This window comes from Desulfoluna sp. CYM3A (assembly GCF_056829965.1).
On sequence record NZ_CP186556.1, the window covers coordinates 132,616 to 146,782 of the forward strand.

Sequence of the window (14,167 nt, forward strand, 5' to 3'; positions counted from 1 at the left end):
ACGACCCATCCATGGGTCAGCCCACCATAAACATCATATTTTCACCAACCTGACAAGGAGTCGTTATGCAGGGACACCCCGTCTCAGAAAGCCGTGTGATCCTCTCCCATCTCATGCTGCCCCAGGACGCCAACCCGGCGGGAAACGTCCACGGCGGCGTGATCATGAAGTACATCGACAACGCTGCAGGGGTGGTGGCCACGCGCCACTCCCGCACCAACTGCGTTACCGCCTCCATCGACCGCCTGGATTTTTTCAAGCCCATGTTCATCGGGGAGCTGCTTACCTTGAAGGCGAGCCTCAACATGGTGGGGAGTACCTCCATGGAGATCGGGGTGCGCGTGGAAGGGGAGAACCTTTTGACCGGTGAGAAAAAACACGTGGCCAGCGCGTATCTCACCTTTGTGGCCCTCTATGCCGAGGACTCCAAGGTGAAAAAACTGCTCCCCGTGCTCCCGGAGACCCCGGAGGACAGCCGCCGAAACGAAGAGGCCCGTTACCGAAGGGCCCATCGTTTAGAGGAGAAGCAGCGCATGCTGGCCCGCCAGGAGAAGGCGGGCTCCTGAGTCAGTCCGCGTCAAATGTTTCGATGTATTTTTTTGCGGTGCGCCGGTCAAGCCCCGTGATGCGGGCCACGTCGCCGTAGGTGCCGTAACGCCTGTAGAGCATGGCGCAATAGGTGCAGGTCAGGGCCTTCAGGTCCATCTCCCCGTTGCGGATTCCCCGGGCAAGGGCCTCGGTGAGGGAGGTGTCGTCCGTATCCCGGGAGAGGAGGTAGCTCTTCTTGATGAGGACCCTTCGGGTGCACTGCTCCAGCTCCCGGACATTGCCGGGCCAGGGGTAATGGGGGCCGAGCTGGCGGTGGATGACCTCCAGGACCATGTCCGTGTACTCGGGGGATGCTTTGCCCACCATGCGGGTCACCGTGTGGTTCAGGAGGGTGGTGAGCTCCTCGGGGTCCTCTTCGATGCGGACCCGCAACGGAGGCACGGTGATGATGTCCGAGCAGAGCCGGTAGAAAAAATCGTCCCGGAACCCCCCGCTGCCCGTGATCTCTTCAAAGGGGCGGTTGGTGGCGGCGATGACCCGGCCGTTGAACCGGGTCTTGAGGTGGCTGCCCACCGGGGTGAACTCGCGTTCCTGGAGCACCTGGAGGAGCTTGATCTGGGTGTGGGCCGGGATCTCCCCCAGCTCGTCCAGAAAGATGGCCCCGTTGGGGCTGCACCGCTCCAAAACCCCTTTGTGGTCCTCCACGGCCCCTGTGAAGGCCCCCTTCTTGTGGCCGAAAAGTTCCGACTCCAACAGGGTCTCCGGGTACTGGGAGAGGTTCAGGGAGACAAAGGTGCGGGTAAAGCTTTCGGTGAAGGTTTTGCGTTCCGGGTCAAAGGGGATGTAGCCGCTTCGGCCGATGGCGATGGCAGCCGGGGGTCCCCTGCCTGTGCCAGTCTCCCAGGAGCAGGGTGGAATCCGGCCTGCGGTTGATGAGGTAGCGGGCGTAAAGGCCGATATCGTCGGTAGAGGCGTCTCCGAGGGTGCGCCGGAGGTTGGCATGGCCCGGCTCTCCCCCACCAGGGAGTCCCGATCAAAAGAGAGGAAGAGGCACCCGGACTGGTAACACAGGGCCATGTAGTGGCAGAACTGGTCTGTGGTGAACCCCCGGTCCTGAAAAAAAGCCCGGGCCTCGTCGGCAAAGGGGACGGGCAGGGAGGTGTCCCCCGCCTCCACCTGGCGGTGGATCAGGGCGTCGAACCGCTCCCGGAAAAGATAGAAAAATTCAAAGACCAGGGCGTTTTCCACAAGGGTTTTGTCTTTTTTTTCCACCCGGTCGATGCGGGGGCGACCCGACGGCTCAAGGGCCTCCAGCCGGGCGCTTACCTCTCGGATGGTCTCATCGATGAGGCACTCCACACGGGCGCCGGGAAAGAGCCCTGCAATGCGGGTGTCGATGGCCTCCCGCTCCTCGGCAAAGGGGTTGGCGTAGATGGCTTCACTGACCAGGGCGAAGAAGATGCGTTGGGTGTCGGTAAGCCGGATCATGGGCTCTCCTCAGGTGGCGCGGCTGTGCATGAAAGGCACATGGATGACCTTGCGTTGATTTCGGTTGATATGGATGGTACACAAACCATCTGAGTGTGCCCTTGAACCCATGCCAGAGTAAAGGCAAATTTTGGCTGGACAATTAAATGCCACCCTCGTTCCATCCTTCATGACATGCATTGGGAGACCCCTATGATGATGCCCCGCGAAGACATATCCCCCGACATCCACCAGAAAAAACTGGCCCGGCGCTTCAGCTCGGTGTGGCTCATCGGTCCACCCATGGGAGACGAACTGCAAGCCTTGGTCTGCCATCTTTTTGACCCGGAAGAGGCCCGGGTGGCCCTGGGGCTTCCCTCTTATGTACCCAAAGGGCTCAAGGCCGTTGCCCGGCGTGCACAGATGGCTGAGGCAGAGGCCCTTCCCGTTCTGGAACGCCTTGCCGCGCGGCGGGTGATCTATGGCGGGTCGTCCGGGTATTCTCTTATGCCCCTGATCCCGGGCATCTTTGAGTACTTTCTCATGAACGGCAAAGAGACCCCCATGCACCGGGGCTTTGGAGATCGCATCACCCGGCTCTTCGGCACGGGGTATGTGAAGGATTTCTTAGGCTGGGTCCGGGCCCCTGCCATCCGCAACATCCCCATCGAGGAGCATGTGTCCCACCAGCAGACCGTGGCCGACGCCGACCTGGTGGAAAAACTCCTGGTCGCCCACGACACCTTTGCCATCCTGAACGTCTGCCAGTGCCGACAGTCCGTGGCCTTTGCCGGCGGCCGCTGCAAACGGGCCCGGGTGGAGGACGGCTGCCTGCTCTTCGGCTCCTTTGCCGAAGGCGTGGTGCCCCAGGGCACCGGGTACCACGTCACCCGCGAGGAGATGCGGGCCGTGATCCGGGAACGCTGGGAGAGAAACCTTGTGCTGCTCACCGCCAACGTCTCCCACGAAAGCCCCAACGCCATCTGCACCTGCTGCGAGTGCTGCTGCCATGGCCTGGAGACCATCAACCACTTCGGCGGCATGGCCCTCATGGCCGAGCCCCGGTTCAAGGCCGTGGTGGATGCCAAAGCCTGCACGAACTGCGGCCGCTGCCTGCGCCCCTGCAACACCCGCGCTCACACCATCGAAAACAAAGAACACCGCTACGACCCCACCCGGTGCATCGGCTGCGCCGCCTGCCTCTCCGCCTGCCCGGAAGGGGCCATCTCCCTGGAACCCAACCCCCTGTACATTCCCCCTTCGGAGAGCTTTACCCGCCTTTTCCTCCGGCTCAGCCCCAAGGTGGCCGCTTTCGGCGCCCGCGCCTTCCTGATCCGGTTGAAGGCCAGATTCTAACGGTTCAGTTTGCTTAAAAAAGCGTGCCTCCGGCGGCAAGGTGGGGGCACCTTGAAACCCTATGGCGAATGCATGGATGCAGTCATCATGCAAACGTTTTCGGAGCATTCGCGTGATGTGTGATGTCTGGCAACCGCTTTTTCATGATAGGCCCATTTCATTTTTCTGGAAATACGATGAGGGGTATTTGCTTGATTTTAATTAGAAAAACTATGACGAGTCGCTTTTTTGAAACAAAGCTCCGCAAATAAAGCGAAAAAGTCGAATGTATTCCTGCGAAGCCTGGAAGTTCTTGTTTTAAATCTACTTGTTTAACTTTTTAAACGTTTAGCCCCCGGCAGGGCCGCCGGAGGCGTTTTTTATTTATCTTTTGAGTGTTCCAGGGCGTGCCAGATGGAGTGGACGTTGTAGTTCCACCTGGGAAGGATGAGGGTGATGAGAATGGACTCCACGGTGGAGGCCAGGTGGAGGATGGCGGAGAATCGGAAGGGGCCGCTCATGTCCTGGGTGTAGAGGAGGACGAGCAGGGAGATGGAGAGGAGCAGGGTGGCGCTCTTGGAGGTCCAGGTGTGGTAGCTTGGGGTTCGCCCGAATTTCACGTAGCCGCAGGTGAGCTGGGCAAAGCTCCCCACCAGCACGATCATGAAGTAGCGCAGTTCCGCCTCCAGGAGATGGGGCCAGAGCCACCAGATGCAGGGCAGGACCGCCAGGGCCAGGAGGAAGTCGGCCATGCTGTCGAGCTTGGCGCCCAGTTCCGTGGTGTGCTTGAGCATGCGCGCGATGGCTCCGTCAAAAAGGTCTGAGATCAGGGCAGAGGTGAGGAAGGCCAGGAAAGGGCGTTCTTCTCCGTTCCAGGCAAACCAGAGGATTACCGGTGAACAGGCGAGCCGGAAGAGGCTCAGGGTGTTGGGGACGGCATATAGGATCGTTCGTGCTATCTTTCCAGCCATACGTGGGTGTGCTCCGAGTGAGAATCTGAGGAAAAGTCCCAATGGCAGGGCTTTTGCATTGTTCTTTGAACAATGTACACTTCATATCACCGCAGGTTCCCCTTCGCAAGGAGGATATCCACGAAAAGGTTTGTGTGCGATCTTTTTTTGTGTTCCCGGCCGGGGCAGGGAACATCTGATGGGGTTCGCAGGTGATTGAAATATGTTTTTGTTCATAGTACCACTATACCCATTCGTCTTTCAGGCTGTCCACGGAAGCTGACCTTCGGGTAACCCCGGCGGGACACCCTCCGTCAGCCATCAAGGGGCTTTGGACCCCACGCATGGATTATGGAAACGGCGGCCCCCCGGGATTTCCGGGCCGCACGTCCGATGCGCGGGCCGTTACCATGTCGTTTTTCCGTGGCCCCCAACCCGTGATTTGGAGACCGTCATGTCCCCCATCCGAGACATCTGCATTACCGGCACCGACACCGATGTCGGAAAGAGCGTCCTCTCCCTTCTGGTGATGAAAATCCTTCGCGCCCAGGGCCTGGATCCCCTTTACCTGAAACCCTTTCAGACCGGTTGCCACAGCCCCACGCACCCGTACAGCGACCCCTCCTTTGTGCTCACCCTCATGGGCGGGCGTGTGACGCAGGCCAGGAAGTACCCCTGTTCGTACTGCTTCAGGGAAGCCAAGGCCCCCTATTTCGCGGCCCGGGAAGAGGGGAAAAAAATAGACCCGGAGGCGTTCAAGACCTTTATCCAGGAAAAGAGGGCCCTGGGCCGCCCCCTGGTGGTGGAAGGGGCTGGCGGTGCCCTGGTGCCGGTGACCGAGCGGTTGAACGTCATCGACCTCCTGGCCGAAGAAAAATTTATCCATGTTGTTGCCGCCCGTGCAGGCCTTGGGACCATCAACCACACCCTGCTTACCCTGGAGGCCATGGCCAGCCGGGGCATCACCCACCCCTTTGTGGTCTTCATCGACCGGGACGGCTCCACAGAGCCGGTGATGATCGCAGAGCACATGGAGGCCGTGGCCCGCATTACGGGCATTCGTCCCGTGGCGTCCATCGGGCGTATGTGCTGCATCGAGACTGAGGCCGACGCCATGGCCGAGCGCCTTCTTCCCCTGGTGCGGGCCCTGGGGCTGGAAGCGGAATGAGCCGGAGCCCTTATGCGTCCACGGTGACGGTGGGGGAGGCGGTGCCTTCGGGGACCCCTATCCTGGCGTTTCTGGAAGCGCGCTTTCCTGCCGTGTCTTCGGACGTCTGGGAAGCGCGCTTAGACTCCGGGCTCGTCACCGATGAAAAGGGCGCGGCCCTTACCCGGGATGCTCTGGTGGTCCCCATGATGGTGCTGCGCTACTATCGGGAGGTGACCCATGAAGACCCCATTCCCTTTGCCGAAGAGGTGGTCCATGTGGATGATCACCTCATCGTCGCCTGCAAGCCCCACTTTCTGCCCGTGATCCCTGCCGGAAGATTCGTGAACGAGACCCTTCTTACCCGGTTGCGAAACCGCTTCGACAACCCGGAGCTGATCCCCGTAAACCGCATTGATCGCGAGACCGCAGGACTGGTGCTTTTCTCCAGGCAAAAAGAGACCCGCGGGCTCTACCAGGGGCTGTTCATGGAAAAAAAGGTGAGCAAGGTCTACGAGGCCCTCTCCCTGAGCCGCCCGGACGGGGTCGGCCCCTTTCATGTGACGAACCGGCTCGTCAAGGGAGATCCCTGGTTTCGCATGGCCGAAGGGGATGGGCCGTGCAACGCCGAGTCCACCATTGAGCTTATGGAACCAAAGGGGGCGGGCGGACTGTTTCGTATCTCCCCTGTCACCGGCAAGAAACACCAGGTACGCCTCCATATGTGCGCCATCGGCGCCCCCATTGAAAACGATCGCCTCTACCCGGACCTCCTGGACGAGGCCCCGCCCGATTTTGAGCGCCCCTTAAAGCTTCTGGCCAAGGAGGTGCGTTTCATCGATCCCATCACCCAGACACCACGCCGTTTTATCTCGCCAAGATCCCTTGATTGACTGTGTGCACCGAGGCAACAACCAGCGCCCCTGGGGAGTGCCTATCTGTTAACCCTGTGCGGAGACGCAGTTGACAGCTCGGGGGATATGGCTGTATAACGGGCCTTTAAATACAACCAAGGCCCTGTGGCCCGGGTCAAACGCCAGCCGGGCAGTATGCGCAACCGAGACGGTTTTTTGCGGGGCTTTTTATTCAAGGAAAGCGACACGCCACCATGCATACCCATGAACTGATACGCCAACTCATTGCCGACCCCTCCTACCAGGTAGGGGAGGAAGAGGCCCTGCTTCTGTCCGAAGCCGGGCATGAATCCCTCTTTCTCCTGTTTGAAGCCGCCCGGGTGAGGTGCTCCCAGAATCGGGGAGACACGGTGTTCCTCTGCTCCATCGTCAACGCCAAATCGGGCAAATGCTCTCAGGACTGCGCCTTCTGCGCCCAGTCCTCCAGCCACGACACCGGGGTGGACATCTATCCCCTCATGGACGAGGAGACCCTGGTGGAGCGGGGCCATGCCATGGCCCGTGCCGGGGCCACCCGCTTCGGCATCGTCACCAGCGGACACAGCCTGAACGACGCCGAGATCGATCGGGTCTGCCGGGTAACCGAGCGTCTGAGAAAAGAGACAGACCTTGCCATCTGCGGCTCTTTGGGCATGCTGGACGCCAAGCGGGGCGAGCGCCTGCGGTCAAGCGGCATGGGGCGGTATCATCACAACCTGGAGACCTCCCGCAGCCACTTCGACGCCATCTGCACCACCCACACCTACGACGAGGACATCGAGACGGTCCAGCTGGCCGCTGAGATGGGCTTCGGCGTCTGCTCCGGCGGAATCCTGGGCATGGGCGAGAGCTGGGCTCAGCGCGTAGAGCTGGCCCTGACCCTGAGGACACTCAATGCCGATACCATACCCATGAATTTCCTGACCCCGGTGCCCGGTACCCGCATATGGACCTGATGCGGGACTGGACGCCTTGAAGTCCGTGGCCCTGTTCCGGCTCATCGCCCCTGAAAAGCGCATCACCGTCTGCGGCGGTCGTGAGGTGACCCTCCGGGATTTTCAGTCCTGGCTCTTTCCCGCCGGTGCCGACGGCCTCATGGTGGGCAACTATCTCACCACGGCCGGGCGCTCCCTTGACGACGACCTCAAGATGGTGGCCGACGCCGGGCTCATCGTGGGAGAGGTGTAATGGAAGCCGTCCTGTCCGGACTCTTCCGGTTCGACGGCTCAGACCCTCTGTACAAGGGCCACTTTCCCGGCAACCCTGTGGTACCCGGGAGTCTTGTGGTGGAAGCGTTTTATCATCGCCTCAGGGACGAGGGGCACGCCCCTGTTGCAGCAAAAAATTTCAGGTTCAGGGTGTTTGTCCCGCCCGGGGAGTATCGGTATACGGTCCGTTGCGAAAAGGGGCGGGCAACCTGCACCCTGTTCACCGATGAGGCTCCGGCCGTGACCGGAGAGATGGTGCTGCCATGACGTTTTCCGGACAAACCGTATTGATCGTGGGGGGGAGCTGCGACATGGCTCTCTCTCTGATTCCCTTCCTTGCAGGGGCCGGCCTTCGGCCTGTGTCCACCTTCAGGTCAACGGAAGGGGAACAAAAGATTCGTAATGCAGGCGGCACGCCCTGCGCGTTCGACCTTCAAGACGCCCTGGAGCCCGATGGGTTTTCAACGCTGGATGCCCTGTTCCAAGACGGCGGCCCCGACTACCTGGTGGACTTTGCCCACGGCAACTTCGAAAGCCTCGTGGCCACGGCCGATGTGGCGGCTGTGGGGCGCTACATGCAGGAGAACGTCACCTGCCGCGCAGCCCTTGTGAAGTGGGCCTCACGTCGCATGATGGCAGGCCGCTTCGGCCGCATGCTCTACGTCTCCTCCACGGCCGCTGCCCTCCAGAACGGCGGCCAGGGGTTTTACGCCGCCTCCAAGCAGGCCTGCGAATCCCTCTACCGGGGCGCGGGCATCGAGCTGGCCAAAGGGGCGATCACCAGCGTCATCCTGCGGCCTGGCTACGTGTCGGCAGGCCGCGGCACCGATTACCTGGAGACACACGGAGACCGGATCCGGCAACGGGTCCCCCTGGGACGCGCCGCCACCCCCGCCGAGGTGGCCGAGACACTTCTCTTTTTGCTCTCCGACGCCGCACGCCCCATCAACGCCACCGTGGTCACCATGGACGGCGGCCTCACCGCGTGCAAGTAGGGCCTTAAAGCGTGCCTTCTATGGTTAAAGTCGGGAGCAAAAAACAAGCCTCCGGCGGCGAGGGTGGCGAAGCCACAATAGCGAAAACACCTCGAAAGCTGATTGCCATTGCGCTTTGCCCTTCGTGCCTCAGGGCAAAGCGCAATGGCCTTCGGCTCGGGCTTCGCCCGACATGAACGCTGATGGTTTGTGCGGGTTGGCTCACACGCTTCGAAGCAACAGGATACGTTGTCGCTACTTGCCCAGTATGGATTTAACCGCACTGCCTATGGCGTAAACACTTTGAAAGCAAGCTGCGGGGGCCAATCATACTCACTTTTGAATAAAATTGGCCCACATGTGTTTTTTAAAATCTGTTTGTTAAACTTTTCAAAAGTTTAGCCCCCGGCAGGGCCGCCGGAGGCAAGCTGAATCTTTATTCTCTTATATGTGGAGTGATACTGAGCCCATGACTGTTTTTGAAAAAATCCAGGCCACCCTGGCCGATATCCTGGACGTGGACGAAGAGCGCATCGGATTCGAGACCTATCTGTTCCGGGACCTGGACGTGGAGTCCATTGATTTGCTGGAGCTGGCCGTGAGCCTGAGCTCCGAGTTCAACATCGATGTCAACGACGACGAGGTCTTCCTGAAAACCCTGCGGGTCTACCTGAGCGAGCCTGGGGACCACGTCACCGACACCCGGGCCTACCTCATGGAAAAATACCCCTACCTCACCGCGTCCCGCGTGGACGAGATCCTGGCAGATCAGGACGGCGGCCCCGTCCTCAAGGTAAAAGACATCGCTGATTACGTCTCCTGGCGCAGTGATGCTGCATAATTAAGGAGTCTTCATGCGCAGGCGTGTGGTGGTGACGTCCATGGGGGTGGTTTCATCCCTGGGGGCGACACCGGAAGAGATTGGAGAGAGGCTTTCCGTTGGGGCGCCCCGGTTTGTGTTTACCGGGGAGGAGGGGCTCTGGGCGGCGCCGGTGGAGGGCTTTGATCTCAAGGCGTACACCGGGCGTTTCAAGGCCGGCCGGTACCTCAACCGTGGGGCGCAGTTTGCCGTGGCATCGGCTGCAGCGGCCATGGAGGCGTCCGGGCTTTCCGAGAAGCAGCGGGCCGACACCGGTCTGTTCTGCGGGAGCGGGCCCAACTTTGATGTGGGGGAGGAGTTTGCCAGGATCGACCATGGCGAGATCTCCGAGGAGGGGCTCTCTGCCTTGTGGATGCTCCGTTTTCTTCCCAACACGGCGGCATCGGCCATCTCCCGCCTCACCGGCATTCACGGGGAGAACCACACCTGCGGCAGCGCCTGCGCCGCGTCATTGACAGCCCTTGGGGAGGCGTACCGAAAGATCCGCGACGGGTATCTGGACACGGCCCTTGCAGGGGGCGGTGATTCCCGGATCAACCGGGGCGGGCTTTTGGCCTACGGCATGGCCCGGCCCCGCCCATCCAACAGCGATCCGTCCACGGAGTACGCTCCCTTTGATGCCATCCGAAAGGGCTTTTTGCCCGGAGAAGGCGGGGCGTTTTTCCTCTTTGAAGAGCTGGAGCACGCCAGGCGGCGGGGGGCCGAGATCCACGCCGAGGTCCTGGGGTTCGGCTCTTCCCTGGACGGCTACAACATGCCCGGATCCTTCGGTAGCCTGGGCGGAGAAGGCGGTTCGCCTGGCCCTGGACGAGGCGTTTCTGCTGCCCGAGGAGGTGGACGTGGTGTCGGCCCACGGCACGGCCACCGACCTCAACGATCGCATGGAGGCAGACCTCTTCAAGCGGGTTTTTACGTCCCGGAAACCGGCCATCCTGGCCCCCAAGGCGTGGCTGGGCCATCTGGCCTCGGCCTGTGGGGCCGTGGAGCTGGCCGTGATGCTGGCCGCCCTGAAGAGCGGTGTGCTGCCCTCCAACCCCAACCTCACCGATCCTCTGGACCCGTCCCTGGATATTGTAACGGGCCCTCGAAGCGCCGACGGGGTTTCGACCCTTTTGTTTGAAAACTTCGGCTTCGGCGGCCAGAACAGCGCCCTGGTGGTGCGCAGGTGGCAACCATGACCCAGGTTCTTGAGACCCCTTTTTTGATGCTCTCCCGGATTTCGTCCGTGGAGGAGAAATCCATGACGGCGGACTCCGCAGAACTGGGCGGCGAGCCCCATGGGCTTCTGGAGGCCATGGCCCAGTGCGCCGCTTATCACGTGCGGCATCTTACCGATTTTTCCCGCCAGGCCTTTCTCATGAAGGTGACTCGAATACCTTTTTCGTTGCCCCGGCGGGGACAGGGGTGGTACCCCTCACCGCTGTCCTTACGGGATCGGCCACCGATGCCCGGGCCTACCAGGTGTCGGCGGAGGTTGGGGGCGAGACCGTCACGGCCTCCCTTCTCATCGGCACCACCCCCTATGACGACCGTTTCGAGGCCGCCCGCCTCAGCCCTCACTATCAGGAGATTTTTCAATGTTTGACACGCGCTTGAGACAGAAACTGGCCCTCCAGAAAGAGAAGGGGCTTTACCGCAATCCGCCTGTGGTGGAGGGCGGGGACGGGCGCACGGTGACGGTGGACGGGCGTACCCTTGTTAACTTTGCTTCCAACGACTACCTCGGCCTGGGGCGCTGCGAGGCCCTTCGCACCAAGGCCGCAGAGGCGTTTTCCCGCTACGGCACCTCCTCGTCGTCCTCACGGCTTGTGTCGGGCAACGGTTCGGCCATCCGTGAGGCGGAAAAAGCCTATGCCGACTATTTCGGCTACGAGGACGCTGTTTTTTTCCCTTCCGGGTACCAGGCCAACCTGGCCATCCTCTCCACCCTTTTCGGGCCGGAGGAGACCCTTTTGTTTGACAAGCATGTCCACGCCAGCACCGTCAAAGGTATGCAGCTGGGGTCCGCCCCGTTCAGAGGCTTTCGCCACAACAGCATGGGGCATCTGGAAAAAAGGCTGAAGAGCGCCTCGGGCCAGCCCGGGGCGCGAACCCTATCTTCAGCATGGACGGGGACACACCGCCTCTGGCCGAGCTTTCCGATCTGAAAGAGGAGCTCGGGTTTCTGACGGTGGTGGACGAGGCCCACGCTTACGGCGCCATGGGCATCGGAGGACGGGGCATCGCCCGGGGTGTGGCTGACGTGGCTTTAGGTACCTTCGGCAAGGCCATGGGGCTTTTCGGGGCCTTTGTGCTGCTGCCCTCCCTGTATCGGGAGTATCTCTTCAATTTTGCCTCCCCCCTTATCTATACCACGGCCCTTCCCGAAGCCCACGCCGTTACCGCCCTGGCCGTGCTGTCGGAGGTGGAGCGGGGCGATGACCGGAGGGAGCGCCTTTCTTATCTCAGCCGGAAGCTGACCCGGCTCCTCACCGACCGAGGGTTTACCGTCTGCGGCGATGCCCACATCCTTGCCGTTCAGATCGGCAGCGAAGAGCGTGCCCAGGAGCTGGTGACAAAGCTTTTTGACCAGGGGTATTTTGCCTTTACCGCCCGTTTTCCCACCGTTCCCATGGGCCAGGCCATTATTCGCCTGAGCCTGACAGCCAACCACACCGAAAAAGACCTGGAAGATTTTTCCGACGCACTGGCCGCATTGGACCGTTAGCCCGGATACGTCTCAAGGGCCTGGGCTGCCGGGCCATGGGGCTGCTTAGGTTGTGTTTTGTTGCCCGTTCCTCTTTAAGTGAATTTGCCAGTTACCGGAAAAGGATTGATTTTGTTTTGTCAAAATGGTAACAATGTTCACTATAAATAACACGGTGCGAATAACGAATCCGTGGCCATCCGCTCGGCGTGTTGCCGGCGTGGTCACATGATAACCCCAGGGACCAGTCCCAGCCAGGGAGGACGGCATGGCTTTTTCCGCCCGGGATTTCCGTCACTATATCGTCTGTGCCTTTTTTTTATGTGCCTTTGGTGCGGCAGGGGCTGTGGCAGCCCCAAAGCCTATGAAGGAGTGGGAGCTGGGCGGGGTTGAAGCCAGGACCGGGGTGAACCTGGGGTTCGACAACCTTGTGGTGGAGAGTACCGGCGGCAGCTCAAGGTTTGTGCCCGATGACCAGAACAAGCCGGACCACTACCTTGAGTTCACCTCCATGGGAGTATACCGCACAGATGGAGATATCTCCATTGCTGTGCAAATATGTTGCCCCACAGCGGCAGTGGTTCATCAAGGACACGGCCAAGGTCCGGAAAGGGGAAGCGGGCATGATCGGCCTGGGCATCGACTGGTACTACAAGCACAAACGCACGGACCCATACGAAATCAACAAGGGGAGTGACTTTACCCCTCCGGCCGAGGCCCGGGGGGTGACGGCGGTGGTGATCTCCATGGACAACGGCGAGGAGCCCTTCACGGTGGGGTCCAGCAGTAGCAATCTCAATTTTTCCGCCATCGGGTCGTACACGGACATGGGAGAGGACGTCGGTGATCGCATTGTGTCCGGGGTGCTGGGTGCGGACACCGGGCTTCTGTCCATGACCGGTGTGAAGAACCTGGGCCAGCGGGTGACCCTCTACCCCATCGGAACCATAGACGGCTACGTCGAAGGGGAGGGCATTGCCCTGGAACTCCGGAGCAAGACCACCATCGACGAGGTCACCATCTCCCGGGAGATCGGCGGGGAGACCTTCGTCAACCTGAGGGCCTCGGGGATTCACATGCGCGAGAGCTTCAGCCAGGAGCTCCATGTCCAGTACAACAGGTGGGGGGACATGGACAAAGACTACTTCGCCAGCGACGCCCCGTCGGAGTACCTGGACAGCACCTACGACCCGGATGGCTTTTTCGGCAGCGACTACAACCCGGACCACGTCATGCTCTCGCGTAATCTGGTGAGGTCCCCGTATACGGGGGGACCCGGTTATCACAACATGTACGACGGGTTTATGCTCAACGGGAACATCAACCAGATCGATTTTGCCGACCGCATCTCCGGACGGAAGCTGGTACTGGACCACGGCCAGATGACCGAGGCGGACGTCATTACGGTAATAATTTCGATGACCCCGGCAAGCTGGACAACGATTACCAGATCCACAATCAGAGCATGGCCAATGACATCGAGATACCGGAACGTCCGATTACCATCCAGGTGAAGAACAGGGCGGAATTACAAAGAAGCTTCTACCCGCACGGGTCTGGCCGAGTCTGTTTACGACGAGCGGAGTTTTATCGCCATCAACTGGCCGCGCCACGGCTCGGTGCGGGTGGAGGACCTCCAGGGGTTCGTCGGACATCCGCTGGCAAGGGCGATAACCAGTTCGGCCCCAGCATGGGGCGATCCTGGACGGCATGCGTGCCAAGAAGACCTACCTGGAGATTCCCGGTCGAAAAGAGATGTACGCCATTACGGAACAGAACATCGACAGGTCGGATTCCAACAACTGGGTTCGCCACTACTATCTTTACGAGGCGGGCAAGATGCCCGATGAGATGAATCCCAACGGCCTTCCCTCCAACCAGGCGGACTGGGACCCCATCGGGCGGGGTCAACTCGACTTTTTAAGCAAGCTGGGCAACCCGTCGAATCCCACGGGGGGGCGGTGGGACCTCTACGATATCAAGAAGATCATGCCGGACGGGGTAACCTACGACTTCTGGCATATCTACGAACCGGAGTATCCCGGTTCCGGTGCGAGATGGGTACCGGATCATTGACC

The 14,167-nt window shown here is 60.6% G+C and carries 17 protein-coding genes and 1 pseudogene; 16 read left to right on the forward strand and 2 right to left on the reverse strand.

Annotated features, from left to right (window positions below):
- The first annotated feature begins 65 nt into the window (after positions 1-65).
- Positions 66-566, forward strand: a complete 501-nt coding sequence (locus tag ACOYW1_RS00770) for an acyl-CoA thioesterase (RefSeq protein WP_482414786.1) — start codon at positions 66-68, stop codon at positions 564-566.
- A 1-nt stretch (position 567) separates the two neighbouring features.
- On the opposite strand, the gene ACOYW1_RS00775 is transcribed toward ACOYW1_RS00770, so the two are convergent.
- Positions 568-2,037, reverse strand: a complete 1,470-nt coding sequence (locus ACOYW1_RS00775) for a sigma-54-dependent transcriptional regulator (protein ID WP_482421284.1) — start codon at positions 2,035-2,037, stop codon at positions 568-570.
- Between the two features lie 192 nt (positions 2,038-2,229).
- Between ACOYW1_RS00775 and ACOYW1_RS00780 the strand changes: the two genes are divergently transcribed.
- Positions 2,230-3,372: an ATP-binding protein gene (locus ACOYW1_RS00780; RefSeq protein WP_482421285.1), complete on the forward strand. Its 1,143-nt coding sequence runs from the start codon at positions 2,230-2,232 to the stop codon at positions 3,370-3,372.
- 359 nt (positions 3,373-3,731) lie between these two features.
- Here ACOYW1_RS00780 and ACOYW1_RS00785 read toward each other — a convergent pair whose 3' ends face one another.
- Entirely contained in the window at positions 3,732-4,322 is a 591-nt protein-coding gene (locus ACOYW1_RS00785) for a CDP-alcohol phosphatidyltransferase family protein (protein ID WP_482414789.1), read from the reverse strand.
- Positions 4,323-4,755: 433 nt separating this feature from the next.
- Here ACOYW1_RS00785 and bioD point away from each other — a divergent pair, with 433 nt between their 5' ends.
- From bioD to ACOYW1_RS00855, 14 genes and pseudogenes are all read left to right on the forward strand, one after another.
- Positions 4,756-5,469 (forward strand): dethiobiotin synthase, encoded by a 714-nt coding sequence (gene bioD / locus ACOYW1_RS00790; protein ID WP_482421286.1) that lies wholly within the window; start codon positions 4,756-4,758, stop codon positions 5,467-5,469.
- Positions 5,466-6,341, forward strand: coding sequence for a pseudouridine synthase (locus ACOYW1_RS00795; RefSeq protein WP_482421287.1), 876 nt, complete (start codon positions 5,466-5,468; stop codon positions 6,339-6,341). The genes bioD and ACOYW1_RS00795 overlap by 4 nt, the downstream gene beginning before the upstream one ends.
- Positions 6,342-6,556: 215 nt before the next feature.
- A complete protein-coding gene (bioB, locus tag ACOYW1_RS00800; protein WP_482421288.1) occupies positions 6,557-7,297 on the forward strand; it encodes a biotin synthase BioB in 741 nt (246 codons plus the stop codon).
- 16 nt (positions 7,298-7,313) lie between these two features.
- Positions 7,314-7,529, forward strand: coding sequence for a hypothetical protein (locus tag ACOYW1_RS00805; RefSeq protein ID WP_482421289.1), 216 nt, complete (start codon positions 7,314-7,316; stop codon positions 7,527-7,529).
- Positions 7,529-7,816, forward strand: coding sequence for an ApeI family dehydratase (locus ACOYW1_RS00810; RefSeq protein WP_180137096.1), 288 nt, complete (start codon positions 7,529-7,531; stop codon positions 7,814-7,816). Before ACOYW1_RS00805 ends, ACOYW1_RS00810 begins: the two co-directional genes overlap by 1 nt.
- A complete protein-coding gene (locus tag ACOYW1_RS00815; protein ID WP_482421290.1) occupies positions 7,813-8,544 on the forward strand; it encodes an SDR family NAD(P)-dependent oxidoreductase in 732 nt (243 codons plus the stop codon). Before ACOYW1_RS00810 ends, ACOYW1_RS00815 begins: the two co-directional genes overlap by 4 nt.
- A gap of 448 nt (positions 8,545-8,992) precedes the next feature.
- Entirely contained in the window at positions 8,993-9,364 is a 372-nt protein-coding gene (locus ACOYW1_RS00820) for an acyl carrier protein (protein WP_482414794.1), read from the forward strand.
- 40 nt (positions 9,365-9,404) lie between these two features.
- Positions 9,405-10,031 (forward strand): annotated as a pseudogene (locus ACOYW1_RS00825) (beta-ketoacyl synthase N-terminal-like domain-containing protein); the annotation flags it as partial.
- Positions 10,021-10,581, forward strand: coding sequence for a hypothetical protein (locus ACOYW1_RS00830; protein ID WP_482421291.1), 561 nt, complete (start codon positions 10,021-10,023; stop codon positions 10,579-10,581). The pseudogene ACOYW1_RS00825 and the gene ACOYW1_RS00830, both read left to right, overlap by 11 nt.
- A 226-nt stretch (positions 10,582-10,807) precedes the next feature.
- Positions 10,808-10,999: a hypothetical protein gene (locus ACOYW1_RS00835; protein ID WP_482421292.1), complete on the forward strand. Its 192-nt coding sequence runs from the start codon at positions 10,808-10,810 to the stop codon at positions 10,997-10,999.
- Positions 10,981-11,550: an aminotransferase class I/II-fold pyridoxal phosphate-dependent enzyme gene (locus ACOYW1_RS00840; protein ID WP_482421293.1), complete on the forward strand. Its 570-nt coding sequence runs from the start codon at positions 10,981-10,983 to the stop codon at positions 11,548-11,550. Before ACOYW1_RS00835 ends, ACOYW1_RS00840 begins: the two co-directional genes overlap by 19 nt.
- Complete coding sequence (locus tag ACOYW1_RS00845; RefSeq protein ID WP_482421294.1) at positions 11,508-12,110, forward strand: aminotransferase class I/II-fold pyridoxal phosphate-dependent enzyme; 603 nt, start codon at positions 11,508-11,510, stop codon at positions 12,108-12,110. Before ACOYW1_RS00840 ends, ACOYW1_RS00845 begins: the two co-directional genes overlap by 43 nt.
- A 524-nt stretch (positions 12,111-12,634) precedes the next feature.
- Complete coding sequence (locus ACOYW1_RS00850) at positions 12,635-13,603, forward strand: hypothetical protein (RefSeq protein ID WP_482421295.1); 969 nt, start codon at positions 12,635-12,637, stop codon at positions 13,601-13,603.
- 196 nt (positions 13,604-13,799) lie between these two features.
- Positions 13,800-14,165, forward strand: coding sequence for a hypothetical protein (locus ACOYW1_RS00855; RefSeq protein ID WP_482421296.1), 366 nt, complete (start codon positions 13,800-13,802; stop codon positions 14,163-14,165).
- The last annotated feature ends 2 nt before the right edge of the window (positions 14,166-14,167 follow it).

Bases quoted from the DNA above. Each gene is read 5' to 3' on its own strand.
- ACOYW1_RS00770 (WP_482414786.1), top strand. From the start codon at position 66: ATGCAGGGACACCCCGTCTCAGAAAGCCGTGTGATCCTCTCCCATCTC.
- ACOYW1_RS00775 (WP_482421284.1), bottom strand. From the start codon at position 2,037: ATGATCCGGCTTACCGACACCCAACGCATCTTCTTCGCCCTGGTCAGT.
- ACOYW1_RS00780 (WP_482421285.1), top strand. From the start codon at position 2,230: ATGATGATGCCCCGCGAAGACATATCCCCCGACATCCACCAGAAAAAA.
- ACOYW1_RS00785 (WP_482414789.1), bottom strand. From the start codon at position 4,322: ATGGCTGGAAAGATAGCACGAACGATCCTATATGCCGTCCCCAACACC.
- bioD (WP_482421286.1), top strand. From the start codon at position 4,756: ATGTCCCCCATCCGAGACATCTGCATTACCGGCACCGACACCGATGTC.
- ACOYW1_RS00795 (WP_482421287.1), top strand. From the start codon at position 5,466: ATGAGCCGGAGCCCTTATGCGTCCACGGTGACGGTGGGGGAGGCGGTG.
- bioB (WP_482421288.1), top strand. From the start codon at position 6,557: ATGCATACCCATGAACTGATACGCCAACTCATTGCCGACCCCTCCTAC.
- ACOYW1_RS00810 (WP_180137096.1), top strand. From the start codon at position 7,529: ATGGAAGCCGTCCTGTCCGGACTCTTCCGGTTCGACGGCTCAGACCCT.
- ACOYW1_RS00815 (WP_482421290.1), top strand. From the start codon at position 7,813: ATGACGTTTTCCGGACAAACCGTATTGATCGTGGGGGGGAGCTGCGAC.
- ACOYW1_RS00820 (WP_482414794.1), top strand. From the start codon at position 8,993: ATGACTGTTTTTGAAAAAATCCAGGCCACCCTGGCCGATATCCTGGAC.
- ACOYW1_RS00830 (WP_482421291.1), top strand. From the start codon at position 10,021: ATGCCATCCGAAAGGGCTTTTTGCCCGGAGAAGGCGGGGCGTTTTTCC.
- ACOYW1_RS00840 (WP_482421293.1), top strand. From the start codon at position 10,981: ATGTTTGACACGCGCTTGAGACAGAAACTGGCCCTCCAGAAAGAGAAG.
- ACOYW1_RS00845 (WP_482421294.1), top strand. From the start codon at position 11,508: ATGGACGGGGACACACCGCCTCTGGCCGAGCTTTCCGATCTGAAAGAG.
- ACOYW1_RS00855 (WP_482421296.1), top strand. From the start codon at position 13,800: ATGCGTGCCAAGAAGACCTACCTGGAGATTCCCGGTCGAAAAGAGATG.